This is a genomic window from Caenimonas sedimenti, from assembly GCF_007833165.1.
Lineage (GTDB): Bacteria > Pseudomonadota > Gammaproteobacteria > Burkholderiales > Burkholderiaceae_C > Ramlibacter > Ramlibacter sedimenti.
Genome location: NZ_VOBQ01000002.1, coordinates 295,017 through 319,493, shown reverse-complemented (window position 1 = coordinate 319,493; position 24,477 = coordinate 295,017). Strand labels below are relative to the sequence as shown.

25 protein-coding genes and 1 pseudogene are annotated in these 24,477 nt (G+C 68.0%); 14 read left to right on the top strand and 12 right to left on the bottom strand.

Going from position 1 to position 24,477, the window contains the following annotated elements:
- Window positions 1–50: 50 nt before the first annotated feature.
- The 3 genes from FN976_RS02550 to FN976_RS02540 are packed head-to-tail and all read right to left on the bottom strand — an operon-like array spanning window position 51 to window position 2,149.
- Entirely contained in the window at window positions 51–1,061 is a 1,011-nt protein-coding gene (locus tag FN976_RS02550) for an inorganic phosphate transporter (protein ID WP_145890642.1), read from the bottom strand.
- 11 nt (window positions 1,062–1,072) lie between these two features.
- Window positions 1,073–1,720, bottom strand: coding sequence for a DUF47 domain-containing protein (locus tag FN976_RS02545; protein WP_145890640.1), 648 nt, complete (start codon window positions 1,718–1,720; stop codon window positions 1,073–1,075).
- A gap of 60 nt (window positions 1,721–1,780) precedes the next feature.
- Window positions 1,781–2,149 (bottom strand): DMT family protein, encoded by a 369-nt coding sequence (locus FN976_RS02540; protein ID WP_145890638.1) that lies wholly within the window; start codon window positions 2,147–2,149, stop codon window positions 1,781–1,783.
- Here FN976_RS02540 and FN976_RS02535 point away from each other — a divergent pair.
- The gene (locus tag FN976_RS02535; protein WP_145890636.1) at window positions 2,148–2,780 is read left to right on the top strand and encodes an RluA family pseudouridine synthase; all 633 of its coding nucleotides are present in this window, start codon (window positions 2,148–2,150) and stop codon (window positions 2,778–2,780) included. The two genes, FN976_RS02540 and FN976_RS02535, sit on opposite strands and share 2 nt — an antisense overlap.
- A gap of 62 nt (window positions 2,781–2,842) precedes the next feature.
- A complete protein-coding gene (locus FN976_RS02530) occupies window positions 2,843–3,454 on the top strand; it encodes a dioxygenase family protein (protein WP_186510729.1) in 612 nt (203 codons plus the stop codon).
- 11 nt (window positions 3,455–3,465) lie between these two features.
- Here the strand turns inward: FN976_RS02530 and FN976_RS02525 are convergent, their stop codons facing one another.
- Together FN976_RS02525 and FN976_RS02520 are read right to left on the bottom strand one after the other, a co-directional pair.
- Entirely contained in the window at window positions 3,466–6,129 is a 2,664-nt protein-coding gene (locus FN976_RS02525; protein ID WP_145890633.1) for an outer membrane protein assembly factor BamB family protein, read from the bottom strand.
- Complete coding sequence (locus FN976_RS02520) at window positions 6,117–8,192, bottom strand: hypothetical protein (protein WP_186510728.1); 2,076 nt, start codon at window positions 8,190–8,192, stop codon at window positions 6,117–6,119. The genes FN976_RS02525 and FN976_RS02520 overlap by 13 nt, the downstream gene beginning before the upstream one ends.
- 105 nt (window positions 8,193–8,297) lie before the next feature.
- Here FN976_RS02520 and FN976_RS02515 point away from each other — a divergent pair, with 105 nt between their 5' ends.
- Genes FN976_RS02515 through FN976_RS02505 form a run of 3 tightly spaced genes read left to right on the top strand, consistent with a single transcriptional unit; the run spans window position 8,298 to window position 11,472 of the window.
- Window positions 8,298–9,062, top strand: coding sequence for an SDR family NAD(P)-dependent oxidoreductase (locus tag FN976_RS02515; RefSeq protein WP_145890629.1), 765 nt, complete (start codon window positions 8,298–8,300; stop codon window positions 9,060–9,062).
- 39 nt (window positions 9,063–9,101) lie between these two features.
- Window positions 9,102–10,286, top strand: coding sequence for a beta-ketothiolase BktB (bktB, locus tag FN976_RS02510; protein WP_145890627.1), 1,185 nt, complete (start codon window positions 9,102–9,104; stop codon window positions 10,284–10,286).
- Window positions 10,287–10,290: 4 nt separating this feature from the next.
- Window positions 10,291–11,472: a CaiB/BaiF CoA transferase family protein gene (locus FN976_RS02505; RefSeq protein WP_145890625.1), complete on the top strand. Its 1,182-nt coding sequence runs from the start codon at window positions 10,291–10,293 to the stop codon at window positions 11,470–11,472.
- A 68-nt stretch (window positions 11,473–11,540) separates the two neighbouring features.
- Here the strand turns inward: FN976_RS02505 and FN976_RS02500 are convergent, their stop codons facing one another.
- From FN976_RS02500 to egtB, 4 genes and pseudogenes are all read right to left on the bottom strand, one after another.
- Window positions 11,541–12,269 carry a 2OG-Fe dioxygenase family protein gene (locus FN976_RS02500; protein WP_145890623.1) on the bottom strand — a complete coding sequence of 243 codons (729 nt, stop codon included), beginning with the start codon at window positions 12,267–12,269 and terminating at the stop codon, window positions 11,541–11,543.
- A 20-nt stretch (window positions 12,270–12,289) separates the two neighbouring features.
- The gene (locus FN976_RS02495; protein ID WP_145890622.1) at window positions 12,290–12,571 is read right to left on the bottom strand and encodes a DUF427 domain-containing protein; all 282 of its coding nucleotides are present in this window, start codon (window positions 12,569–12,571) and stop codon (window positions 12,290–12,292) included.
- Window positions 12,568–13,571 (bottom strand): annotated as a pseudogene (gene egtD / locus FN976_RS02490) (L-histidine N(alpha)-methyltransferase). The gene FN976_RS02495 and the pseudogene egtD overlap by 4 nt, the downstream one beginning before the upstream one ends.
- Complete coding sequence (gene egtB / locus FN976_RS02485) at window positions 13,565–14,836, bottom strand: ergothioneine biosynthesis protein EgtB (RefSeq protein ID WP_145890620.1); 1,272 nt, start codon at window positions 14,834–14,836, stop codon at window positions 13,565–13,567. Before egtB ends, egtD begins: the two are co-directional and overlap by 7 nt.
- Before the next feature lie 226 nt (window positions 14,837–15,062).
- Between egtB and FN976_RS02480 the strand changes: the two genes are divergently transcribed.
- On the top strand, window positions 15,063–16,100 hold the full coding sequence (locus tag FN976_RS02480) for an NADP-dependent oxidoreductase (RefSeq protein WP_145890618.1): 1,038 nt from the start codon (window positions 15,063–15,065) through the stop codon (window positions 16,098–16,100).
- 234 nt (window positions 16,101–16,334) lie between these two features.
- On the opposite strand, the gene FN976_RS02475 is transcribed toward FN976_RS02480, so the two are convergent.
- Window positions 16,335–17,360 (bottom strand): methionine synthase, encoded by a 1,026-nt coding sequence (locus FN976_RS02475; protein WP_145890616.1) that lies wholly within the window; start codon window positions 17,358–17,360, stop codon window positions 16,335–16,337.
- A 59-nt stretch (window positions 17,361–17,419) separates the two neighbouring features.
- Here FN976_RS02475 and FN976_RS02470 point away from each other — a divergent pair, with 59 nt between their 5' ends.
- The gene (locus FN976_RS02470; RefSeq protein WP_145890614.1) at window positions 17,420–17,854 is read left to right on the top strand and encodes a response regulator; all 435 of its coding nucleotides are present in this window, start codon (window positions 17,420–17,422) and stop codon (window positions 17,852–17,854) included.
- Window positions 17,855–17,882: 28 nt separating this feature from the next.
- Window positions 17,883–19,220 (top strand): NAD(P)/FAD-dependent oxidoreductase, encoded by a 1,338-nt coding sequence (locus FN976_RS02465; protein ID WP_145890612.1) that lies wholly within the window; start codon window positions 17,883–17,885, stop codon window positions 19,218–19,220.
- A 3-nt stretch (window positions 19,221–19,223) separates the two neighbouring features.
- Here FN976_RS02465 and FN976_RS02460 read toward each other — a convergent pair whose 3' ends face one another.
- Window positions 19,224–19,739 (bottom strand): GNAT family N-acetyltransferase, encoded by a 516-nt coding sequence (locus FN976_RS02460; RefSeq protein WP_222432761.1) that lies wholly within the window; start codon window positions 19,737–19,739, stop codon window positions 19,224–19,226.
- The gene (locus tag FN976_RS02455; RefSeq protein WP_145890610.1) at window positions 19,736–20,098 is read right to left on the bottom strand and encodes a SpoIIAA family protein; all 363 of its coding nucleotides are present in this window, start codon (window positions 20,096–20,098) and stop codon (window positions 19,736–19,738) included. Before FN976_RS02455 ends, FN976_RS02460 begins: the two co-directional genes overlap by 4 nt.
- Before the next feature lie 309 nt (window positions 20,099–20,407).
- On the opposite strand from FN976_RS02455, the gene FN976_RS02450 reads away from it, so the two are divergent.
- The 6 genes from FN976_RS02450 (at window position 20,408) to FN976_RS02425 (ending at window position 24,471) form a co-directional block, all read left to right on the top strand.
- Window positions 20,408–20,794 carry a DUF488 domain-containing protein gene (locus FN976_RS02450; protein ID WP_145890608.1) on the top strand — a complete coding sequence of 129 codons (387 nt, stop codon included), beginning with the start codon at window positions 20,408–20,410 and terminating at the stop codon, window positions 20,792–20,794.
- A 127-nt stretch (window positions 20,795–20,921) separates the two neighbouring features.
- Window positions 20,922–21,380, top strand: a complete 459-nt coding sequence (locus FN976_RS02445; RefSeq protein ID WP_145890889.1) for a DUF4124 domain-containing protein — start codon at window positions 20,922–20,924, stop codon at window positions 21,378–21,380.
- A 405-nt stretch (window positions 21,381–21,785) separates the two neighbouring features.
- On the top strand, window positions 21,786–22,316 hold the full coding sequence (locus tag FN976_RS02440) for a hypothetical protein (RefSeq protein WP_145890606.1): 531 nt from the start codon (window positions 21,786–21,788) through the stop codon (window positions 22,314–22,316).
- Window positions 22,317–22,700: 384 nt separating this feature from the next.
- Window positions 22,701–23,135: a hypothetical protein gene (locus FN976_RS02435; RefSeq protein ID WP_145890605.1), complete on the top strand. Its 435-nt coding sequence runs from the start codon at window positions 22,701–22,703 to the stop codon at window positions 23,133–23,135.
- A complete protein-coding gene (locus FN976_RS02430) occupies window positions 23,132–23,674 on the top strand; it encodes a DUF4256 domain-containing protein (RefSeq protein WP_145890603.1) in 543 nt (180 codons plus the stop codon). Before FN976_RS02435 ends, FN976_RS02430 begins: the two co-directional genes overlap by 4 nt.
- A gap of 2 nt (window positions 23,675–23,676) precedes the next feature.
- On the top strand, window positions 23,677–24,471 hold the full coding sequence (locus FN976_RS02425) for an alpha/beta hydrolase (protein WP_145890601.1): 795 nt from the start codon (window positions 23,677–23,679) through the stop codon (window positions 24,469–24,471).
- The last annotated feature ends 6 nt before the right edge of the window (window positions 24,472–24,477 follow it).

The window sequence follows — 24,477 nt, the reverse complement described above, 5'->3', positions numbered from 1 at the left end:
GGAGACCAGTAACCATGGATTGCGGATCAAGTCCGCAATGACAGGCTTTCTCAGAACAGCTGCAAACTGACCCAATAAGCGATCGCAGCAACAAATGCGCTCGCCGGAATCGTGAAGATCCAGGCCCACACGATGTTGCCGGCCACACCCCAACGCACCGCACTCGCGCGCTGCGTCGAACCGACCCCGACGATCGCGCCGGTGATGGTGTGCGTGGTCGACACCGGGATGCCCAGGGCCGTCGCGATGAACAGCGTCATCGCCCCGCCGGTCTCCGCGCAGAACCCGCCCACGGGCTTCAGCTTGGTGATCTTCTGGCCCATGGTCTTGACGATGCGCCAGCCGCCGAACATGGTGCCGATGGCGATGGCGACGTAGCAGCTGACGATCACCCACGTGGGCGGCGCCTGCTCGCCGGCGGCGACGTAGCCGGTGGCGATGAGCAGCATCCAGATGATGCCGATGGTCTTCTGGGCGTCATTGCCGCCGTGGCCCAGGCTGTACGCCCCCGCGGAGACCAGCTGCATCCGGCGGAACCATTTGTCGATCTTCGATGGCTGGCTGCGGCGGAACACGTTGGACACCAGCACCATCATCAGCGAGCCGAGGATGAAGCCGAGCGTGGGCGAGATGAAGATGAAGACCACCGTCTTCCAGACGCCGGACGCCACCAGCGAGCCCGCACCCGCCTTGGCGATGACGGCGCCGACGATCCCGCCGATCAGCGCGTGGGACGAGCTGCTGGGGATGCCGTACCACCAGGTGATGGCGTTCCAGGTGATGGCGCCGACCAGCGCGCCGAACACCACGTGCGTGTTGACCACGCCGGGCTCCACGATGCCCTTGCCCACCGTGGCCGCGACGCTCAGGTGGAAGATGAAGATGGCGATGAAGTTGAAGAACGCCGCGAAGAGCACCGCTTGCGCCGGCTTCAGGACCCCGGTGGAAACCACGGTGGCGATCGAGTTGGCGGCGTCGTGGAAGCCGTTCATGAAGTCGAACAGCAGCGCCACGGCCACCAGCATGATCACGACCCAGAGGGCCGTCTGCGAGACTTCCATCCCGGCCAGCCTTAGGAATTCTCGAGGACGATGCCCTCGACCACGTTGGCGACATCCTCGCACTTGTCCGTGATCGTCTCGAGCAGCTCGTAGATGGCCTTCAGCTTGATGACCTCGCGCACGTCCGGCTCCTCGCGGAACAGCTTGCTCATGGCGGAGCGCATCACGCGGTCGGCGTCGGACTCGAGCTTGTCGATCTCCTCGCAGGTCTTCAGCGCGGCTTCGGCCGTGGAGGGGTCGGACAACTTCGACAGCAGGCCCACCGCCTCCTTCACACGCTCGCAGCAGCGCACGCTCAGGTCCGTCAGGCGCGTGATCTCCTCGGTCATGTGCCGCACGTCGTACAGCGCCATCGTCTCGGCCGAATCCTGGATCAGGTCGGCGACGTCGTCCATCGTGTTGATGAGCGTGTGGATCTGCTCGCGGTCGATCGGCGTGATGAAGGTCTTGTGGATCAGCCGGTTGACCTCGTGCGTGACCTTGTCGGCCGCGCGCTCGGCATTGTCGACATCGCGGTTGTACTGCTCACGCAGGGCCAGGTCGTTGTAGTTCGCCACCAGCAGCGAGAACGCGCGGGCCGCCTCGACGATGCGCTCCGCGTGCTGGTTGAACATTTCGAAGAAGTTGCCTTCGCGCGGCATCAGCTTGCCGAAGAGCATGGCCGCCCTCTTTTGTGACAGTTGTGTGACGCGCGGAGTTTACCCTCGTGCAGGGTGCCTTCAGCTCGAACGGAAGATGAAATACACCGCGCCCACCATGCACAGCGCGGCCCAGAGGTAGTCGAGCTTGAGCGGCTCCTTCAGGAAAAACACGGCGAACGGCACGAACACGGCCAGCGTGATCACTTCCTGCATGATCTTCAGCTGGCCGACAGTGAAGCCGGCCTGCTGGAAGCCGATCCGGTTGGCCGGCACCTGCAGCAGGTACTCAGCCAGGGCGATCCCCCAGCTGATGAGGGCGGCGATGTACCAGGGCGACGTGGCCAGGTTCTTCAGGTGGCCGTACCACGCGATGGTCATGAAGACATTGGAGGCGGCGAGCAGGAGCACCGTCTGCAAGGAAAACGGGATGGAGGAGAGCGCGGTCATGGGGCGATTATCCGAAGGGCTGGTGTATGTGGACGAGCACCTGGTCGTGTTCGACAAGCCCGCCGGCCTGCTCGCGGTGCCGGGCCGGGGCGAAGACAAGCAGGATTGCCTGTCCGCGCGGGCGCGCGAGCTGTGGCCGGACGCGCTGGTCGTGCACCGGCTCGACATGGCAACGTCCGGCCTGTTCCTGATGGCCCGGGGCATTGCAATGCAAAGGCGGCTGGGCCGCGCTTTCGAGCAGCGGCGGGTGGACAAGCGCTATGTGGCCGTGGTGGCCGGCGATTTGGCGGCGGCGTCCGGCACGATCACCCTGCCGATCGGGGCCGACTGGCCGAACAGGCCGGCGCAGAAGGTCGACCACGACGCGGGCAAGCCGAGTGTCACCCATTGGCGAGTGCTGTCGCGCACCCCTTCGGCCACACAGGTGGAACTGGAGCCCGTCACCGGGCGCACGCATCAATTGCGGGTGCACCTGCAGGCGATTGGCCACGCCATCCTGGGCGACGCACTCTACGCACCACCCGAGGTGCTGGACCTCGCCCCGCGCCTGCTGCTGCACGCCACACGGCTGGCGCTCCAGCATCCGGCCAGTGACGAGCCGCTGGTCTTCGACAGCCCGGCACCATTCTGACCGCGGCGTGGAACTCCGCCCGGCTCGGCCGCTCTCACCGATCAGCCACGGAGAACTTCCCCATGCCCGACCTGTCCCGCCGCCGTGCCGCCGCCCTGATCGCCCTGCCCGCCATCTGGACAGCCGTCCGGGCGCAACCCACGGCACCGCGGCGCGCCACGCCGTCGCAAACGGAAGGCCCGTTCTACCCCGTCGAGCTGCCGGCCGACAGCGACAACGACCTGCTGCGCAACGGCAGCCTGCGCTATGCCAAGGGCCAGCCCACCTGGGTGGACGGCACCGTCACCGACCTGCAGGGCAAGCCGGTCGCGGGCGCGCAGGTGGAGATCTGGCAATGCGACGAAGCCGGTCACTATCACCACCCGGGCGACGGCAATCGCGCCGACCGCAACTTCCAGGGGTTCGGGCGTGTCACCGTGGATGCGGACGGCCGCTACCGGTTCCGCACCATCCGGCCGGTCGCCTATTCGGGGCGCACGCCGCACATCCACGTGAAAGTGAAGCTGGAGCGCAAGGAGCTGCTCACGACGCAGCTCTATGTGGAGGGCGACCCGCACAACGAACGCGATTTCCTCTGGCGCAACCTGGGCGAGCGGCGTGGGCTGGTCACCGTGCCATTCAAGGCAGCGGCTGACGGCCTGCAGGCGACCTTCGCCATCGTGGTCGCCGCCTAGGAACGCCAGGGCTATCGCAGATTGAACACGTACACGCGGCCATATTCGGCCCGCAGGTACAGCAAGCCGTTCGGCGACAGGGTGAGCAGGCCCGGTTCCGGATCGAACCAGGCCTCCGTGCGCGTGATGACGTCGATGGCCCGGGTGCCGGTCTTGTCAGACAAGATCAGGTACCGGCCGGCGACCGCGATGTCGACGGACGACCAGTTGGGCGAAATCCGGTTCACCACGTAGGGCCAGGACCAGATCAGCGCCCCCGTCGTGGTGGACCGCGCCTCCACGGCCTTGTCCGTGGTCACGTAGACGACGCCGTCGGCCACGACGGGAACGCCCCGGTGCGTGGTCACCCCGGCACTCCAGGCGAGCTGGTTGCGGGCGAGGTCGTACCTGGCCAGGCCGCTGAAGCCCACCACGTACGCCGACGACGAATCGGGCAAGACCGGGCCATTGCCGGTCGCGTAGGCGTCGGGGCCCTTGGTCGGCAGTCGCAGCGCACCGGTTTGCGGATCGAGATTCTGCAAGCCACCGTCCGCTTCGAGAACCAGCAGCCCCGGACGCACGGCCGGGAGCGACCTTGCAGCAGGCACGTAGGTGGTCCAAGCCGCCTGGCCCGTCTGCGGGTCGACCCGGGCGACGGTGCTGCTCAGCCCGTGCAGGGCGAAGATACCGGTCCCGGTCGCCTGGATCGGGCCGCCGCTGCTCGGGTGCGTTGCCAGCCGAGCCCCGGTCGCTGCGTCCAATTCGTACCGCCCATTGCGCACCCCGACATGGACCCGGTTGCCCAGCAGGTCGAAGCTGTCGAGACTGTCCCCCGTCAGGTCACGCACCTGCAGCGACCACAGCTGCTTGCCGGTGGTTTCGCTCCAGCACTCGAGCACGCCACTCGTGTCCGCCATGCAGGCGCGGCCGCCATCCACGACCACGGTCCGCGGCTGCTGGAAGCCGGCGCCATCGACTTCGAAGCGCCGTGTGAAGCGCGCCGCGTCGAAGGTGCCGGGCAGGTAGCGATTGCGGGCCGCCTGCAGGTCGTCCTTGGTGATGCCTGGCACCGGATCGAGGGGCGACAGCACCAGTGGGTCCTCCACCATCTTGTGCACGAACTGCACCATGCCGCTGTAGACCACCTCGCCACCGAATTCGCTGCCCTGCGCTTCGGCGGCGGCGGCGTAAGAGAGGTTCGTCGAGCCAATCTCGTCGAACCGCGCGCGCGTGACCAGCACCGTAAGCTTCTGGGGCTCGCCGACCGATGGCACCTGGAAAACACCGCCGGAATGCGTCCATCCCGGCGCGGTCCAGCGCGTGTTCGGCGACGAGAGCTGGAACCGCTTCGTCCTGGCGGGCAGCGTGAACTCGACGGGCACCGTGAGCGTCTCGTTGCGCGGCGTGAAAGCGAATTCCACCTCGGCGGACGCGCGCAAGCCCGTGCCCACCACAAACTCATACGGCACCACCAGCGGCGACCCCACCGCCTGGCGGGTGCAGGCCAGGTCGCGGCAGACATGGAACTGCAACTGTCCGCGGTACGCGCCGGCCTTGAGCGGCGTGGCCTGGAACGTAAGGTTGAACCCGCTTTTCGTGACGACACCCATGGACTGTTGCTGGTACAGCCCATCGGGGTCGACCACCACCACCGCCAGCGCCCTCGCGGCCTCGTCCGTCGGCAGGCCATTCAGGCGGACCTTGAATTCCGAGCGGACGGTTCCCGTTTCCGAAGTGCTGCCCTGGATCGTTCGCGGTGGGTCCAGGGTGGCACCGAAATCAGATTCGGCCTGCGGCGCGGGACGGAATTCGCTCGTGCACGGCGAGGCGCGCAGGCCGGCGACGAAGCCGAAGCGCTCCACCCGGGTGGCCGGCATGTCCGGAAAGATCAGCCGCCCGCTGCATCGGCTGGCGGCGAAGTCCACGCCGAACCGTTCCTGCGTCGGCACGGCTTCCGCCGGCTTGTATGGGCCGGAGACCGCCTGCCCGCCCCGGTACGCCTGGAAGGCCCCGGAAGCCGGCACGGCCCCCGTGTTGGGCGACACCACCACGAGGTTCCAGGTCGGCTGGCCGTCCTCTCGGTAGTGGAAGACGCCGACGGTGGCCAGGCCGCCGCCCGCCTCGATCGTGTAGCCGCGGCCGCTCTCCGCCGGGTTCCAGTAGATGCCGGTCTCGGGGGCGCCCGCGGTGGCGGACCCACCCGCCGGCGCGAAGAAGCGCTCCGCGAGGAAGCTACGGCTGGCCAGTTGCACCTGGGCCTTGCCGCCCTGCAAGGTGACCGAGAAGAGGCCGGCGGTGGTGCTGGTCGGCGCGACAGGCCGGGCCGACCGTGCCGACTGGCCGCCGGTGAAGCGCTGAAGGGTCCCCGTGATGCGGTAAGTGCCGTTCGCTCCGCTCACATAGGCGATGTCGGCGTCACCGGACAGCCAGGTGGGCAAGCCGGCACCGTCGTAGAGGTAGAAGGTCACGACGGCGCGGCCGCCCTGCACTTCCACGAAGAAGCCGGTGCCGGGTTCGGCCGGATTCCAGTAGTACCCGTTGTCGGCGAAGCCGCGCAGCAGTTCCTTGCTGGCGGTTGCGATGCCGCTGGTGGAAGAGTCGCCGCTGCCGCCACCGCAGCCCGCGAGCGCCAGCGCGCACGCCAGGCCGGCCAGCAGGTTCCGCACGAGCCGGAACCGCAAGATCATCGTGCCCATTGCACCTCCATGACGACCGGGATGGCACCGGTCTGCGTCGGTGCACCGGGCTTGGAGAAGCTGTACTTCGCGTTCGCCCGGTAGATGCCGGGCGGGAGGCAGCCGCTGCGGCTGCCCGGACAGGGATCCACCGAGATCCAGAGATCGGCGTAGACGGCGGGGGTCAGCCACTTGCGGACCATCTCGTGGCCCTCCGCCTCCTGCGGATGGCTCAGGTACTCGCTCGCTTCCAGGGTCGTGGTCGTCCCGGGCATCACCCGGTAAGGCAGGATGCTGCGGTTCTCCCGGAACTTGTTCGGGTCGACGATCGCCTGCAGGCGCACCTCGCCAGGCAGCTCGAACGACTTGCCGCTGGCGGTGAGCCGGTTGTGATACACGGGCACCACGCGCGACCAGGTCTCCTCTTGCGGCACACCCTGGACTTTGGCGATGAGCACCAACGTGCCTTCGGTGAGTCCCAAGGTCTTGTCGGCCGTCAGGGCGACCGTGACGGTGGCCGTCACACCGGACGGCGTGGGGCGCGCGGCCGAGAACTGCGCCGAGGCGGTCCAGGTCGCGGCGCCCATCGTTCCGCCCTCGCGCACCGCCGACGGGTTGCCCGCGAAGAAGCTGGTGGTTCCGGGCGGCAGCTGCACGGTGAAGGTCTTGGGCGGAGGCGCCGTGCCGTCCTGGGTCGTGAAATGCACGGAGCCGCGGTCCATGTCCAGCGTGCCCACCATGTCCACCAGGTATGGCAGCGCGAACGGCGAACCCGCAGGTTGCCGGGTGCACGCGGCATCCAGGCAGACGACGACTTGCAGCGTGCCCTGGCGCGGGCCGCCGCCGTAGATCGGCTTGCTGCGGTAGACGGTTGGATGCACGCTGTAGGCCGCGGTCCCGGGGGTGGTCCCCGCCCCCCTTTCCTGGGGGAAGACGGGTACGGGATCGGGCACCACGCCATCGAAGAACAAGCCCGGATCGAACATCCGGACCGTGGGCGCGCCGGGGCCGAACGCCGCTGCCGGCCCCTCCAGGCGAAAGCCCAGCTGCTGCTCGCCCCACGAGTCGCCTTCGCGCATGCGCCGCACGATGCTGCGCGTCGTGGGGAGTGTCATCGTCACCTCGGGCACGGTCGCCAGGACGGGCAGCGCCGGCTGGCCGGGATTGGCCGGCACGCGCAGCGAGCGGCAGCCCCAGGCAAACCGCCCGTCGGTCTCGAAGGTGAAGCGGTCCAGCGCCACCGACCGGCCGTCGCTGAACGTGAGCTTGGCGGTGCATGGGTCGGTGAAGGTGATCGTGACTTCGCCTTCGTCGCGATCCACGGCCGGCGCCTTATAGGGGCCCCGCAGGGCCTGGCCGTCCCGGTAGGTGAGCAGCCGGGCGCGCAGCACGCCGTCGCGCACTTCGCCGGCGGCGATGCTCCAGCTGGCCGAGCCATCCGCCGCGTAGCGGTAGACCCCGAGCGTGCCGACCGGGCCAGCCATCTCGAGCGTGTAGCCCATGCCGCTCATGCCGGCATTCCAGAAGATGCCGGTTTCCGGGACGCGCTCGGTACGGACCGGCGTGCCGTGGCCACCCGCGAACTTGCGCGCATCGAACGACCGCGTGGGCAACACCACGCGCGCTGCATCGCGCCAGAACGTGATTTCGACCGAACTGGCGGGATTGCTCCTGGCGCCGTTGCTCGTCCAGGTGTACTCGCTCAGCACCGCACTGAACAAGTAGCCGCCATTGCCTCCAGGCGAGACCGTGCCGGTCCCGGCGTACCAAACCGGCCGGCCAGTGACGGCGTCAAACACGAAGAGCGTGACCACGCCCGTCTTGCCCTGCCGCTCGAAAAAGAAGCCGGTACCCGGCTCCTGCGGGTTCCACCAGCTCCCCTGCAGCGGGTACTCCTGCGACGGGAATTCTTCCAGTGCGATCTTCTGGGCAGTGGCGACGGGCAGCGTCGCCTGCTCCGCCCCACCGCAGGCCGCCAGGACCGACGCGGCAACGAGCCACCCCGCCCAGCGGCAAATTCTCTTGATTCCCCAGCCCACAGCTTCCCCCAAGTACTGACCATCCGGATTGTCGCGCACGGCCAAGGCGCCGATCTGCGGGTGTAGTGCCGGGACTCACCGAAACTGGCGAGAAGTGCCGGCGGTGCTTGCCGCCGGTGCCGCCGCGATCATTCTCGGTACCATCCGCGCATGGCCACACACCACCTCACCATCCTCACCGGCGCCTCGCGCGGCATGGGCCTCGCCATGGCCGAACAGCTGGTCGACGCCGGCCATTCCCTGCTGTGCATCTCGCGCAAGACCAGCGACGCACTCTCCGCCCGCGCGGCCGCGGCCGGGGTCACCCTCGAACAGTGGCAGCAAGACCTGGCCCGCGCGGAAAGCGCGGCGGCCCGCCTCGACACCTGGTTGCAGGCGCGGGCCGCCCAGGACGACCTGGCCTCCGTCACCCTGATCAACAACGCCGGCCTGATCCCGCGCATCGCGCCACTGGGCGAGATCCCCACGTCGGACCTGGCGGAATCGCTGCGGGTGGACCTCGAGGCGCCGATGCTGCTCACCAGTGCTTTCCTGCGCGCCACCGCCGGCCTGCGCATCCCGCGCAAGGTGCTGAACATCTCCTCGGGCCTGGGCCGCCGCGCCATGGCGTCGCAGGCGGTCTACTGCGCCGCCAAGGCCGGCCTGGACCACTTCACGCGCTGCGTGGCGCTCGAAGAGGAAGGCCGGCCGAACGGCGCGCGCGTCTGCTCGCTGGCGCCGGGCGTGATCGACACCGACATGCAGGTGCAGCTGCGCGGCGCCGACCCGGCCCGCTTCCCCGACATCGGCAACTTTGTCGGGCTGAAGGAAAAGGGCGCGCTCACCTCGCCGCAGGAGGCCGCCGCCCGCGTCCTGGCCTATTTGAGCCGGCCGGACTTCGGCAGCAGCCCGGCTGCCGATGTACGGGACGCCTGAGTTGAAACATCATTCGTGCATGCAAACAAGGAGCTTGGCATGACCCGTGAAGTCGTCGTCGTGAGCGCGGTGCGCACCGCGATTGGAACCTTCGGCGGCAGCCTGAAGGACACACCCCCCACCACGCTGGGCGCCCTGGTCGTGCGCGAATCGCTGGCGCGCGCGGGCGTCAGCGGCGCGGACGTGGGCCACGTCGTGTTCGGCCATGTCGTCAACACCGAGCCGCGCGACATGTACCTGTCGCGCGTGGCCGCCATCGAGGGCGGCTGCGCCGAAGGCACGCCCGCCTTCAACGTCAACCGGCTGTGCGGCTCCGGCCTGCAGGCCATCGTGTCGGCCGCGCAGACCATCACGCTGGGCGACGCCGACATCGCGATCGGCGCCGGCGCCGAGGTGATGAGCCGCGTGCCGTATGCGGACATGACGGCCCGCTGGGGCGCGCGCATGGGAGACGCCAAACTGGTGGACATGATGGTCGGTGCGCTGCACGATCCCTTCCACACCATCCACATGGGCGTGACGGCGGAGAACATCGCGGCCAAGTGGGGCATCACGCGGCAAGACCAGGATCTATTGGCCGTCGAGAGCCACAACCGCGCGGAGCGCGCCACGCAGGCCGGGTACTTCAAGGGCCAGATCGTTCCCGTGGTGAGCAAGGGCCGCAAGGGCGACGTGGTGTTCGACACCGACGAGCATTTCCGCCCCGGCTGCAAGCTGGAGGACATGACCAAGCTCAAGCCCGTGTTCGCCAAGGAGAATGGCACGGTGACCGCGGGCAACGCGTCGGGCATCAACGACGCGGCTGCCGCCGTGGTGCTGATGGAACGCGGCGTGGCCGAGCAGCGCGGCTTGAAGCCCATGGCCCGCCTGGTGGGCTACGCCCACGCCGGCGTGGACCCCAAGTACATGGGCATCGGGCCGGTGCCGGCCTCGAAGAAGGCGCTGGAGAAGGCGGGCTTGAAGGTGTCCGACATGGACGTGATCGAGGCCAACGAGGCCTTTGCCGCGCAGGCCTGCGCCGTCACGAAGGACCTGGGCCTGGATCCGGCCAAGGTCAACCCCAACGGCTCGGGCATTTCGCTGGGCCACCCGATCGGCGCCACCGGCGCGCTGATCACCGTCAAGGCGCTGCACGAGCTGGAACGGATCGGCGGGCGCTACGCGCTGGTGACCATGTGCATCGGCGGCGGCCAGGGCATCGCGGCGATCTTCGAGCGCGCCTGACCCCATGGAGCTGCTGGCCGGCATCCGCGTCTTCGACTTCGGCCGCTTCATCGCCGGGCCCTACTGCGCCGCGTTGCTGGGCGACCTCGGCGCCGACGTCGTACGTGTCGAGCGGGTGGAAGGCGGCGAAGACCGGTCCGTGCCGCGCGTCATGGCCGGCGGCGAAGGCGGCCTCTTCCTGCAGATGAACCGCAACAAGCGGGGCATGACCCTGGACCTCGCGCACGAGGAAGGCCGGGCCGTCGTCCGGCAGCTGATCGTGCGCGCCGACGTCGTGGTGGCGAACCTGCCGCCGGGCACGCTGCGCCAGCTCGGCCTGGACTGGGACACCGTGCACGCGATCAATCCGCGCGCCATCCTCACCCTGGCCACCGCGTACGGCAGCACCGGGCCCTATGCGAAGCAACCGGGCTTCGACTCGGTGGGCCAGGCCATGAGCGGCGCCATGTACATGTCGGGCACGCCCGAGGCGCCGGCGCGTGCATCGGTCAACTATGTGGACTTCGCCACGGCGCAGGCCTGCGCGATGGGCACGCTGGCGGCCCTTTGGGCGCGCGAGCGCACCGGGCTCGGGCAGAAGGTGGAGGGCTCGCTGCTGCGCTCCGCGCTCGCCCACAGCAACTCGATGCTGATCGAGCAGGCGGTGCGGTCGCCGGACCGCGTGCCGCAAGGCAACCGCGGCTATCTGGCGGCGCCGGGCGACGTGTTCCTGGCGCAGGGGGGTTGGATCGTCGTGCAGTCGATCGGGCAGGCGATGTTCGATCGCTGGTGCGACATGGTCGGCGCGCCGGCCTTGAAGGACGACTCGCGCTACGCCACCGACGAATTGCGTGGCGTGAACAGTGCTGACATCAGCGCCATCATGTCCGCATGGTGCGCCGGCCGCGCGCGGGACGAGGTGCTGGCGGCGCTGGCCGCAGCGAAGATTCCCGCCGGCCCGGTGTACAGCCCGCAGGAGGCCCTGGACGATCCGCATGTGCGGGCCACCGGCCTGCTGCCGCTGCAGGAATTCGGCGATGCCGGGGAGCGCTACCCGCTGGCGCCGCATCCGGTGGAACTGTCGGACACCAATACCGCTTTCCGCCACTCAGCGCCGAAATTGGGCGAGCACACCGACGCCATCCTGGCGGAGCTGGGCTACAGCGATGGGGACATCGCGCGGCTGCGCGCAGCTCGAGTGGTATGACTTGGCTCCCTCTCCCGCCTGCGGGAGGCGGGGTCCCCGAGAAGCTTCGCTTCTCGGGGTGCAGCAAGTCAATCGCCCTGGAAGCCGCCCGCGCGGTAAGTCAGCACCAGCGTGTCGCGATGCCCCGCGCCTTCCACCGGCTGGATCGGCGTCGACTCGTGCACCACCCGTTCGTCGTCCAGCAGCAGCAGGCTCCACGGCTCGGTGAGCGTGAAGCGCTGGCCCGCGGGCCCGTCGGCCTGGAAGACGCGCGTCTCGCCGCCCTTGATGCCCTGCCGGCCCACCAGGAACACCGCGACCAGGTCCACGCCGTCGCGGTGCGCGCCTTCCGGCGTCGGCCGGCCGATCCCCCCTTCGGTGTCGATGCGAAACTGGTGCGCCTCCACATGCCAGGCGCGCTGGCCCTTCAGCCCGGATGCCGTTCGCGCCAGCGCGCGCAGCACGCAGAGCCAGGCGGGCGCGCGCGCCACCGCTTCGTCCATGGGCTCGAACCAGCGCTGCATGCCGCCGTGCAACGCGTTGTACTCCACCGGTTGCCAGTGGGCGCGATGCGGCGCCAGCGTGACGCCATCGCCCTCCACCAGGAAGCAGGAATGGCGCCGTTTGCGGTAGCGGCCTCCGTCCTTCAGGTAGTGATCCGGCTGGAGGTGGTCCCAGGAGGAACGCAAGGCTTCGAGTTCTTCGATCGCACAGCCGCTCAACGCGGCCACGCCGGTCGGGCTGAGCACCGCATACCCTTGCTGGCGCAGCTGGATGAGGACCTGGTCGGGGTAGGTGTAGGCCGGACTGAGCGTCATGGCCGCGAGCTTAGCAAGCTCTAGGGCTGGACCTGCACGCCCTTCCAGAAAGCCACGCGGTCCTTGACCATCTCGGCTTCCGGCTTGGGCTCGGGGTAGTACCAGACGGCGTCACGATTCAACTCGCCGTTCACCATCAGCGAGTAATAGCTCGCCTGGCCTTTCCAGGGGCAGCTGGTGTGGTGGTTGCTGAAGCTCACGTACTCGCGCTTGAGCGCATCGGCGGGGAAGTAGTGGTTGCCTTCGACAACCACGGTGTCGTCGCTCTCGGCGATGACGACGCCGTTCCAGGTGGCTTTCATGGGGCGGTCCTTTCGGGTGCATGCAGCCAGTGCACGCTGAACAGGCGTTGGGGATCGGTCCACACAGGGCCCGGCCGGAAGCCGGCACGCTGCGCGAGCGCGCGCAGGCCATCCACGGTGAACTTGGTCGAATTCTCGGTGTGCAGGCTCTCGCCTTCGTCCAGCTCGAAGCGCCGCCCGCCGACCGTGACGGCCTGCCTTTCGCGGCTCACGAGGTGCATTTCGATGCGCTGCCGCGGCGCGTTGTAGAAGGCGTAGTGCGCGAACTGGTCGAGGGCGAAGTTGGCGCCCAGCTCGCGGTTGGCGCGCGCCAGCAGGTTCAGGTTGAACTGCGCGGTGACACCCTGCGCGTCGTTGTAGGCGGCGTGCAGCACGTGCGGGTCCTTCACCAGTCGGCGCCAAGCAGCAGCGCGCCGCCTTCCAGGGTGCGCGCGGCGCCCTGCAGGAAAGACAAGGCTTCTTCGGTCGTGAAGTTGCCGAGCGTGGAACCGGGGAAGAATCCGACCCGCTGCCCGGCGCCTGGCGCACGCGCCGGCAGCGGCACGCGCGCGGTGTAGTCGCCAACCACCGGCCGCACATCGAGCCCCGGAAATTCCGCGCGCAGCGCCGCCGCGGCCTGGCCGAGGTGCTCGCCGGAGATGTCGATGGGCAGGTAGCGCGCCGGTGCATCGAAGGCGCGCAGCAGCAACCGCACCTTGCGCAGCGACCCTGCGCCGAACTCGACGATCTCGGCGCCAGGCCCAGCCAGCGCGGCGATCTCGGGGGCCGCACGCTCCAGGATGCCCAGCTCGGTGCGGGTGGGGTAGTACTCCGGCAGCTCGCAGATGCGGTCGAACAGGCGCGAGCCAGCGGCGTCGTAGAAGTACTTCGGCGAGATCGTGTGCGGACGCTCGCCCAGGGCCACGAGCAGGTCCTGCTCGAACTCGCTGGGCACCGTGAGCGGCACGGGCTCGGAGAAGCCGGCCTCGGTGCCCGGCGGAAGCAGCGAGCGCGTCAACATGCGGCGTCCTTCGCGAGCCGCAGCCCGCTGAACTGCCAGCGCGCGGCCGGCGGGAAGAAATTGCGATAGGTCGGGCGGGTGTGGCCGGCCGGTGTGGCGCAGCTGCCGCCGCGCAGGACCAGCTGGCCCACCATGAACTTGCCGTTGTACTCGCTCACCGCGCCAGACAGCGGCCGGAAGCCGGGATAAGGGTCGTATGACGAACGCGTCCACTGCCACACATGGCCCGTCATCTGCCGGATACCAGGCAGGCCGTGCGCGGCCTCCCATTCGGCTTCGGTCGGCAGGCGCGCCCCAGACCATTCGGCGAAGGCCGCGGCCTCGTAGAAACTGAGCTGGCTCACCGGCGCGGCGGCGTCGAACGGCCGCAAGCCCTGGGGGCCGAACACCTGCCACTCATCGGATGGGGCGCGCGGATCCCCTGGCGCCAGCCAGTAAGCCGGCGCCGACCAGCCCTGCGCCTGCACGGTGGCCCAGCCTTCGGACAACCACAGCGAAGCAGTGAAGTAGCCGCCATCGGCGACGAAATCCGCGAACTCGCCGCAGGTGACCAGGCGGTCGGCGATGCGATAGGGCTGCAGCCACACCGTGTGGCGCGGCGTTTCGTTGTCGAAGGCGAAGCCATCCCCGTCATGACCGATCTCGACGGCACCCGAGGGGCCCTCGAGCCAATGCAGGGGCGGCGTGGCGGTGGCAAGCCGCAACGTCTGCGGCTCCGCCGGCTGGCAAGCCGGCAGCAGTGGATTGCACGAGAAGGCGTGCAGGATGTCCGTGATGATCAGTTCCTGGTGCTGCTGCTCGTGGTGCAGCCCGAGTTCGACGAGCGGCGCCACGGTGCGCCAGGCGTCATCGCCGGCCTCCGCCGCGAAGCGCTCGAACGCGGCATCGACATGGGCGCGATACGCGTGCACTTCGGCCAGGGAAGGCCGGGTCAACAGGCCGCGCTGCGGCCGCGGATGGCGCGGGCCAAGCGCTTCGTAATAGGAGTTGAACAGGTGGAAATAGCGGTCGTCGTACAGCGTGTAGCCGGGCCAGTGCGGCTGCAGCACCACGGCCTCGAAGAACCAGCTGGTGTGCGCGAGATGCCATTTGGTGGGGCTGGCATCGGGCATGGACTGCACGCCCTGGTCTTCGGCGCTGAGCGAGGCCGCCAGCGCGAGCGAATGCGCCCGCACCGCGGCAAAGCGCTCCGCCAGGGCCGACCGGCCGGCGGCCGGCTGAAGAGGCGTCGCCCCGGGGGCCAACGGTGTGGGATTCAAGGACATCGGTCCGCGCTCTCCTGATTCGGGCGGCGGTGCCCCGAAGGCGCCGCCAGGTGCACGACTGTGAGTCGTCGTCCCGTGCGTTTCATTACAGCACAGGGCATCGTTTTTCGGGGGTGCGGGCACCGTGCGTGCATCACCCTGCTGACAGAAGCGCTGTCGCCTGCGCAACCCGGGCCTGGCGCGGCGCTCGCTAACATGCGGCACCGCCAGCCCAGGAGACCAGCCCATGCCCGCCATCACAGCCCTCACCAACCAGCAGATCCGCCTGGCGCGCCGGCCCAACGGCATGCCCGTGCGCGACGACTGGTCGTTCACCACCGAGGAAGTGGGCGAACCGGGCCCCGGCGGCGTGCTGGTGAAGACCTTGTCGCTCTCGCTCGACCCCGCCATGCGTGGCTGGATGAACGACGCCAAGAGCTACATCCCGCCAGTGGGCATCGGCGAGGTGATGCGCGCGGGCGGGATCGGCCGCGTGATCGCCTCGAGCAACGCCTCGTTCGCCGAAGGTGACCTGGTCACCGGCGCGCTGGGCGTGCAGCAATACGCGCTGTTCGCGGAGGACCAGCTGCGCAAGGCGGGACTGGCGAAGATCGACCTGCGGCTGGGCACCATCGGCCAGTGGCTCAATGCGCTGGGCATGCCAGGCATGACGGCCTATTTCGGCCTGCTGGACGTCGGCCAGCCGCGGCCGGGCGACACCGTGGTCGTTTCCGGTGCCGCCGGCGCCGTGGGCCAGACGGTGGGCCAACTCGCCCGCATCAAGGGCTGCCGCGTGGTCGGCATCGCCGGCGGCCGCGCCAAGTGCGACTTCGTCGTCAACACTCTGGGCTTCGACGGGTGCATCGACTACAAGGCCGGCAACGTGAAGGCGGGCCTGAAGGAACACTGCCCCAAGGGCGTGGACGTCTACTTCGACAACGTGGGTGGCGACATCCTGGACGACGTGCTTGCCCGGCTGGGGCGCGGCGCACGCATCGTCATCTGCGGGGCAATCAGCCAGTACAACAACACGACGCCGGTGCAGGGGCCGAAGAACTATCTTTCGCTGCTGGTGAACCGCGCCAGCATGAAGGGGATGGTGGTGTTCGACTACGCCGACCGCTACCCACAAGCCATCGCGGAACTGTCGGGCTACCTGAAGGACGGCCGGCTGAAGAGCCGCGAGGACGTGGTCGAGGGCATCGCGAACTTTCCCGATGCCCTGGTGAAACTCTTCACCGGTGAAAACTTCGGCAAGCTGGTGCTGCAGGTCGCGCAAGCCTGAGTGACGTTTCGGCGCTAGAAGGCGATGGTGCGCGCCAATGCCGCGCCGAGCGCCATCAGCGAGACCGCCGCGACGGCCACGCCCGGAACCACCCTGCGCACGGGCAGTCGCTGCAAGTCCATGAGAAGCTCTTTGGCCACGGTGATGTTCTACCGAAGACCCGGCGGCCGGCCCTGTAGGCGGACGCCCCATGTGGCCGGCGCTCTTCCCCTTCGCGTGTAGGAGAAGCCCGACTCAGCCGTGGCCGTAGCGCTGCCGCGCGAGCGCCGCGCCGGCCGCCAAGGCCTCGAGCTTGCGGCGCGCGACTTCGCGATCCATCGGCGCCAGCCCACAGTTGGTGCATGGCAGGAGCCGCTCCCGCGCGACAAACTGCAGCGCCCGGCCGATGGTGTCCGCCACCTCTTCGGGCGTTTCCACCACGTCGCTGGCGACGTCGATCACGCCCACCATCACGTCCTTGCCCGTCAGCAGCTTCATCAGGTCCGGCGGCACGTGCGAGTGGTAGCACTCCAGGCTCACCTGCTTGATGCTGCTGGCAGCCAACGCCGGAAACACCTGCTCGTATTGCCGCCACTCCTCGCCCAGCGTCTTCTTCCAGTCGTTGTTGGCCTGGATGCCGTAGCCGTAGCAGATGTGCACGGCGGTCGTGCAGGTGAGGCCCTGCGCGGCGCGCTCCAGCGCCTGGACGCCCCACTCCGCGGCTTCCTTCATGTACACGTTGAAGGCGGGTTCATCGAACTGGATGATGTCCACGCCGTCGGCCTGCAAGGCGAGCGCTTCCTGGTTGAGCAACTCAGCGAAAGCGAAAGCCATCTTCACGCGGTCGCCATAGAAGCGGTCGGCCACGGTGTCGACGATCGTCATCGGCCCCGGCAGCGTGAACTTGAGCTTGCGCTTCGTGTGCGCGCGGGCCAGTTGCGCCTCCGCTGCGTGAACCCGCCCCTTCAGCCTGAGCGTGGCCACCACCTGCGGCACCATCGCCTTGTAGCGGTCGTCGCGGATGCCCATCTCGACCTTGTGCTCGAAGTCGATGCCTTCCACCTGCTCCAGGAAGCCGTGGACGAAATGCTGGCGGGACTGCTCGCCGTCGGTCACGACGTCGAGACCGGCATCCTCCTGGGCCTTGATCCAAAGGAGCGTGGCGTCGGCCTTGGCCTGGGCCAGGGCCGCGCCTTCTTCGCGCCAGCGCGGCCAGAGCTTTTGGGTTTCGGCCAGCCAGCCCGGCTTGGGCAGGCTGCCGGCGATGGAAGTCTCGAACATTCGGGGGTCTCCTCCATATTGGTGAAACGCGAGTGCCCTATGATGGCTCAACTTCCGCGATGCCCAACCGTCAAAACCCTCCCCTGAACCTGCGCGCCCTCCCCGACCCGCAGCGGGCCAAGCCCTGCGTGCTGGTGGTGGACGACGACGCTTCCGTGACCGACCTCATCGCCTTGCGGCTGGGGCCCGATTTCCGCGTGGTCGGCGTGAACGACCCGGAAGAAGCCGTGGAGACGGCGCTGCGGGAGCAGCCGGGGCTGATCCTCTGCGACATCGACATGCCCGGCCTGCGCGGCGATGAAGTGGCCTTCGCGCTGTCGCAGGAGCCGGACACGGCACGCATCCCCCTGGTCTACCTGTCGGGCCTCGTGAGCGGTGAGTCCCAGGAGCTCGATGGCGTGTTCGGCGAGCACCAGGCCCTGCCCAAGAGCGCCTCGGCGGACGTGCTGCGCGCCCGCGTGGCCGAGGCGCTGGGCTTGTCGTCGGACGACTAGCCGCAGGACGAACTCCGATAATCCGCCCATGGCGGAATCCCCAGACAACAACCAGCGGCCCCAGGTCCTCATCATCGGTTGCGGCTTCGGCGGGCTGGAGGCGGCCCGGGCGCTGCGCCAGGCGGACGTCGACGTCACCCTGGTGGACAAGTCGAACCACCATCTCTTCCAGCCCCTGCTCTACCAGGTCGCGACGGCCGGCCTTTCGGCACCCGCCATCGCGGCGCCCGTGCGCTTCCTGTTTCGCAACCAGCCCAACGTGACCTCGCTGCTGGGCGAGGTGGTGGAAATCGACGCGCCGACCCGCACGGCGCGGCTGAAGGATGGCACGCCCCTGCGCTACGACCACCTGGTGGTGGCGGCCGGCGCCACGCACAGCTACTTCGGCCGCGACGAATGGGCGGTGCACGCGCCCGGCCTGAAAACGCTGGACGACGCGTTCGAGATCCGCCGCCGCATCCTGCTGGCGTTCGAGGCTGCGGAGCGCGAGAGCGACCCGGTGCGGCAAGCCGCCTGGCTGACTTTCGTCGTGATCGGCGCCGGTCCCACTGGCGTGGAAATGGCCGGCACGATGGCGGAGATCGCCAAGCACACGCTGCCGGGCGAGTTCCGCCGCATCGACCCCTCCAGCGCGCGCATCCTGCTGCTCGAAGGCGGGCCGCGCGTGCTCCAGGCCATGCCGGACACCCTGAGCGCCAGCGCGCAACGGCAGCTTGAATCGCTGGGCGTGGAGGTGCGCACCGGCGCGCGCGTGGTCGCCATCGATGCGGAAGGGCTGGAGGTCGCGCAGCCGGATGGCAGTAACGCCCGCATCGCCTCGAAGTGCGTGGTGTGGGCGGCCGGCGTGGCCGCTTCACCGCTGGGCCGGCAGCTCGCGGCTTCGGCCGGCGCCGAGACCGACCGCGCCGGGCGCGTGGTGGTCCAGCCGGACCTGAGCCTGCCGGGCCATCCCGAGATCAGCGTGATCGGCGACCTGGCGGCGGCACAGAGCCATGTGCCCGGGCGCGAACCGCGGCCCGTGCCGGGCGTGTCGCCGGGTGCCAAGCAGATGGGCCGTGCGGCCGCGGCCAACATCGTGCGCCGCCTGCGCGGCGAGGCCACGGTGCCTTTCCGCTACGCCGACTACGGCAACCTGGCCACCATCGGCCGCAATTCCGCGGTGGTGGACCTGACCTCGCCGATGGGGCCCATCCGGTTCAGCGGCTTCCTGGCCTGGCTGTTCTGGCTGTTCGCGCACATCTACTTCCTGATCGGCTTTCGCAACCGCGCGGTGGTGCTGATCGACTGGGCATCGGCGTACTGGAGTTCTCAGCGCTACGCACGCGTGGTCACCGACATCCAGGAACCCGGGAAGGCCGACGTCTAGGATTCAGAGCGGCTTCGCGAACACGCGGTTTTCGAAGCGCTGACCTTCGAAGACGTGGTCGCTGGCGCCGACATCGCTGTAGCCCTGGCGCGCATAGAAAGCCAGCGCGCGGGCGTTGCCCACCCATGCCGTGAGCCAGAGCACGCCCGCGCCACGTTCCGCCGCGAGTTGCTCCGCACGCAACAGCAAGGCCCGGCCCAGGCCCTGGCCCAGGAAGGGCCGCCGCACGTAGAGGCGCTGCAGTTCGGTTGGCGCTTGTCCCCTGACCAGAGGATGAGAAGCGCCGTGGGCAAGGTGCGCAAAGCCGGTCAGTCCGGTCGCATGCGCAGCCACCAGCAGCGCCGACGCGGGGTCGGCCAGCCAGCCGCTGACGCGAGAGGAGGAAAAGGTCTCTTCCGCCTCGCGCGCCAACGCGTCGCAGACACCATCCGGCGCGTAGGTGTCCAGGAACACCTGCAATCCGAGCATGCGCAGGGATGGCGCGTCCGCGGGAGTCGCCAGGCGCAGCGTGAAGTTCAAGCGGTGGCAGCCAACCAGTCGATGGCGTCGTCTTCCACGTCGAAGACACAGACGTCCATGCCGTTCTGCTTGGCGGCCCTTTCACTGATCCGGGTGAGGCGGTGGGTGGGCACGACGGAAGCGATGCGCCGCAAATGCGCCAGGCTGGCGGCGACCTCGCGCCCGACCTCCGCCTGCTCGGCTTCGGTGAACTGCGACTCGACCCGGCGCAGGTCGACCAGCAGCGTGTTGTGCACCCAGGTCTCGCTCTCGACGGCCAGCAGGTGGAACAGTGACAGGAGCTGGTCGAGCGACGGGTGACCCGCCACCTTCACGCGCATGAAGTGTGCGTCTCGCTGGATCAGCACGTCGAAACTCATGGGAACGCACCTTGCCACAGGTTGGCACCGGCCGGGGGCCGGCCGGCCGCCGTTGCGGCAGATGTTGCAATTCCCGGGCCAGTTGAGCCAGACGGCTGGTTCGCCTGCAGCCGCATCGCTTCGACCGGAGGTCGCGCACACCCCGCCCCAGTTTGCTGCAGCAAGGCGCGCAGGGTCACGCCGTCGGCAAAGCCGACCATGCCATAGCAAAGATGTCAGTTTTGACAATTCCCGTATCACCCACCCGGCGCGTGAGATCCACCGCCCGGGCTGAGGAACGCCGCCGCGGCCTGAGTTACGCTTGGCGCCATGCCCGTCCGCATCGTCCAGCTCGGCACCCCGCGCGCGCCCGGCGAAGGCCTGCGCCTGGGCACGGTCCGGCGCCCGCCGCGCGGCGTACCCAAGTCCGAGTTCGCGAGCCGCGACTACTACGACCTGTGGTTCCCGAATCTCGCACCCAGCGCCGAACTCGTTGCGGAGGCGCTGGCCGCCGAAGACGACAAGGCCTGGAACACATTCCGCAGGAAGTACCGGGCGGAGATGAACCAGCCCGACACCAGCCGCGTGATCGACCTGCTGGCGGCGATGTCGCACCAAACTGCTTTCGCCGTCGGGTGCTACTGCGAGAACGAGCAGCGCTGCCATCGGTCGCTGTTGCGGGAGCTGCTGGCGGAGCGGGGAGCGCAGATCGGTTGAGAAGGGACGCAGGTGAATGGAGTCACCTGCCGCGCCGGCAACGGCGACGGCGACGGAGTGACATCGTGGAGAATGATTGGCCATCCACATCAGGCCCCCGTTCACCATTCTTCCACTGAGATCCACCATGCGACGACATCTCCTGGCAGCAGCACTTGCACTGACACCTCTTTGGGCCGCAGCCCAGACCTACAAGTGCAGGCAACCCGATGGCAAGGTGGCCTTCCAGGATCAACCATGCCAGGGCGCGGCGACGGGCTCGCAGTACGTTGCCCGCCCCACCCCACCATCCACGGACCCCGCCGAGATCGAAAAGAAGAAGGCCGCGGCCGCGAATGCGCGCGCAAAAGCGGAGACGAACCAGAATCAGCAGGCGGCGGACGAGCTCAAACTCAAGAATCAGCAAGCCGAGGCTCACAACCGGGCTGTGCGCTGCGACAGCGCGCGCAAGAACCTGGGCGCCCTGAAGTCGGAGCGCCCGGTCTACAGGCTGGACAACAAAGGGGAGAGGCAGTACGTCGATGATGACAAGCGGGCGGCCGAACTGGCGGCTGCGCAGCGAGGGATTGCGGAAAACTGCAACTAGCGTGGAAAAGCCGCGCGCCGATGTGCGTGGGATCTTCTCTGCCTGGTGCTACGAAAACGCCCGCGCTGACGGGGGCCCCAGTGTGCCTCATGGTTCCCCAGCGCCATGCGGCGTTTGGCGCGACTTTTATTTGTCATGCAGATGCCCGCGCCACGGCCAACCCATTGGCCATCAACAGCTTCGGCATTTGACCTGATTGGGTTCTCCGTCAAGAATGAGTGTTATCCGGCACGGATATCGAGCAAGACTTGGCTGCCGGTGATCGTGCGGCGAGCGGAGGTGGGCGAGATGAGCCTTGAGCAAAAATGTGAATGCGGGCTTCTAGTTGCGGCGACTTCCTCGAACTTCATATCGAGCAGCGTCGGGGATATCCGGCGCGTGCTCTATACATTGCGTTAGACGTCGATGAACACGGTCTCTCGCGCATTGGTACTTCTTGCGGCAATGACAATCCCGTTGGCGGCGATGGGGGTGTGTCTCGAACCTGCCAACGATTTGGCTGCTCGTAGAGTCTCGAGCGGCAACCCGAAGGAAGTTGCGGCCGGACTGGACCAGTTGCTATCGGGGGCGTCTGGAGGGGACGACCGTGCAAGGCTCTGCCTCGCCTTTATGCATCTGCAACGGGCTGTCCCTAGTCCCAGCAACGATGCTGCGCTTGCCTTGCTGCAGCAAGTGAGCACTTCGCCTGTGACGAAAGCAATTTTGACGGCTGCGATCTACGCGGAGGGCACTCCCTCGTTTCCTGCCGACCGTGCTCGCGCTAGCCTGGTTTTCGAGGATATTGGGCGTCAAATTCGTTCGGCGATGGAATCGATGATCGATCACGCAACCCCACCGAAGAATGAGCTGCCGAAGAATGAGCCTATGGAGGCACTCTTTCTTGACTTCATCCTTCATCGCCACTTTGCGAAGAAGCACGGGTTCGGTTCAGAGTAGCGAAGCGTGGAAATCGATGTCTAACCAGCTAGTCAACGCGGACGCCTTGCGGCGTCCGCTCGCTCCGCGAGTTCCTGGCGCAAGTCGCCGGTTACTCGCACGTTATCCCTCATGAATGAAGACCTCGGCTCACTTGCAGAAGCCTGGGTGCAACATTGGCAGGAGCCGGAGCGCTCAAGCGCGCGTGAGTCGTTGTCCTGGGCTACTGATCGCGAATGGGACCTCGTGCGAGAGGACCCGGACACCGCCTGGTTTGGATTCCGGCAGAAGACCTGGAGGAGATGAATGACAACATCGTCGGAACGATCGAGGTCACACAAGTATTCGGATGAGCCGGCGCGCTCATGCCGGCTTTGCCCATGAAACTGCCCGGATGAAACCGACATGACCACCTTCGTCCGCCTTTCCGAACTCCTCGACGCATTCGAGTGGGTCAGCGCGGTCGGGCCTTTCGAGAACAACGCCTATGTGAGCCGCGAGACGGGGAAGATCTGGCTGGTCTCCGATCTGGACGACTCCGGGGACGAGCCTCCCGCCGATGTGGATGACGACAGCTTGTACCTGGCGGTTCCGAGCAAGAACGAGCTTGACCTTGGCAGGAGCCTGGCGCTCGAGTTCACGGAGGAGCACGTGCCGGCGCGATCCGTGGAGGTCAGGGGCTTTTTCGGGAGACCGGGGGCGTACGGGAAGTTCAAGAGCCTGCTCGATGCGATCGGGATGCTGGACACCTGGCACGCCTACGAGTCGAACGGGATCGAACAGGCGCTACGCGCCTGGGCGGACCAGAATGGCATCCAATTCACGGCGGAACCTCCATGAAGCCACAAGCTGACCCACTGCTCGAAATCCTCCAGGCGCGCTTCGAGAAAAACATGCACCGGCACGCAGGCATGGCCTGGGCGGATGTCGGGGCGAGGCTGGAAGCCAACCCTACCGCACTGACGTCGCTCCGCGCGATGGAAGCATCCGGCGGCGAACCGGACGTGATCGGCCGCGACAGCAAGCCCGCCCGGTTCACCTTCTGCGATTGTTCCGCGCAAAGTCCGGCCGGGAGGCGCAGTGTCTGCTACGACCGGAAAGCACTTGACGCCCGCAAGGAAAACAAGCCGAAGGACAGCGCCCTCGAAATGGCGGCCGCCATGGGGATCGCGTTGCTGACGGAGGAACAGTACCGCGTGCTGCAGACGCTGGGCGAATTCGACACCAAGACGTCCAGCTGGGTGCAGACACCACCCGACGTCCGCTCGCTCGGGGGCGCCCTCTTCTGCGACAGGCGCTATGGCCGGGTGTTCGTCTATCACAATGGCGCGGACTCGTACTACGCCGCCCGGGGCTTTCGCGGCTCGCTGCAGGTGTAGTCATGCACATCCTCCGCGCTCTCGCCGTCGCCCTGCTCCTGGCGATGACGGTGGGATCGCAGGCGCGGGCCCAGGTCGCCGAGAAGCCCGTCGACATCCCGACCCGGGGCGGCGTCACCCAACGGATGCTCGTGCTGGCCCCGCCAGACCCGAAGGCGGCCGTCGTGCTCTTCGCCGGCGGCCATGGGGGCTTGCAGATCTTCCCCAACGGGTCGATGAACTGGGGCACAGGCAACTTCCTCGTGCGCTCGCGCCAGCTGTTCGCGGAGCAAGGCCTGCTGGTGATCGTGCTCGACACGCCGTCGGACCGGCAAACTCCACCCTATCTGCAAGGTGCACGGCAAAGGCCGGAACACGTTGCCGATGTCAAAGCCGTCATCGGCTGGGTCCGCGAGACTGCGAAGGTTCCGGTCTGGCTTGTTGGAACCAGCCGTGGCACACAGTCAGTGGGTTACGTGGCCACGGAGTTGACCGGCGCCGACGGGCCCGACGGCATCGTGCTCACCGCGACCATCGTGACGGATCCGCGAGGCCGCGCTGTGCCCGCGATGCCGCTGGAAAAGATCCGCGTGCCCGTGCTGGTGGTGCATCACGAGCAGGATGCCTGCTCGTTGTGCGCCTACTCGGAAGTGCCCGGACTCATGCGCAAGCTGGCAGGCGCGCCCCGCAGCCACTTGCTGTCCTTCCAGGGCGGACAGAACCGGGGGGACCCCTGCGAGGCCTTCGCACACCATGGCTTCAATGGCCTGGAGCGGGAGGTCGTGCGGCAGACCGCCGCCTGGATCACCGCCAAATAGCCCGCG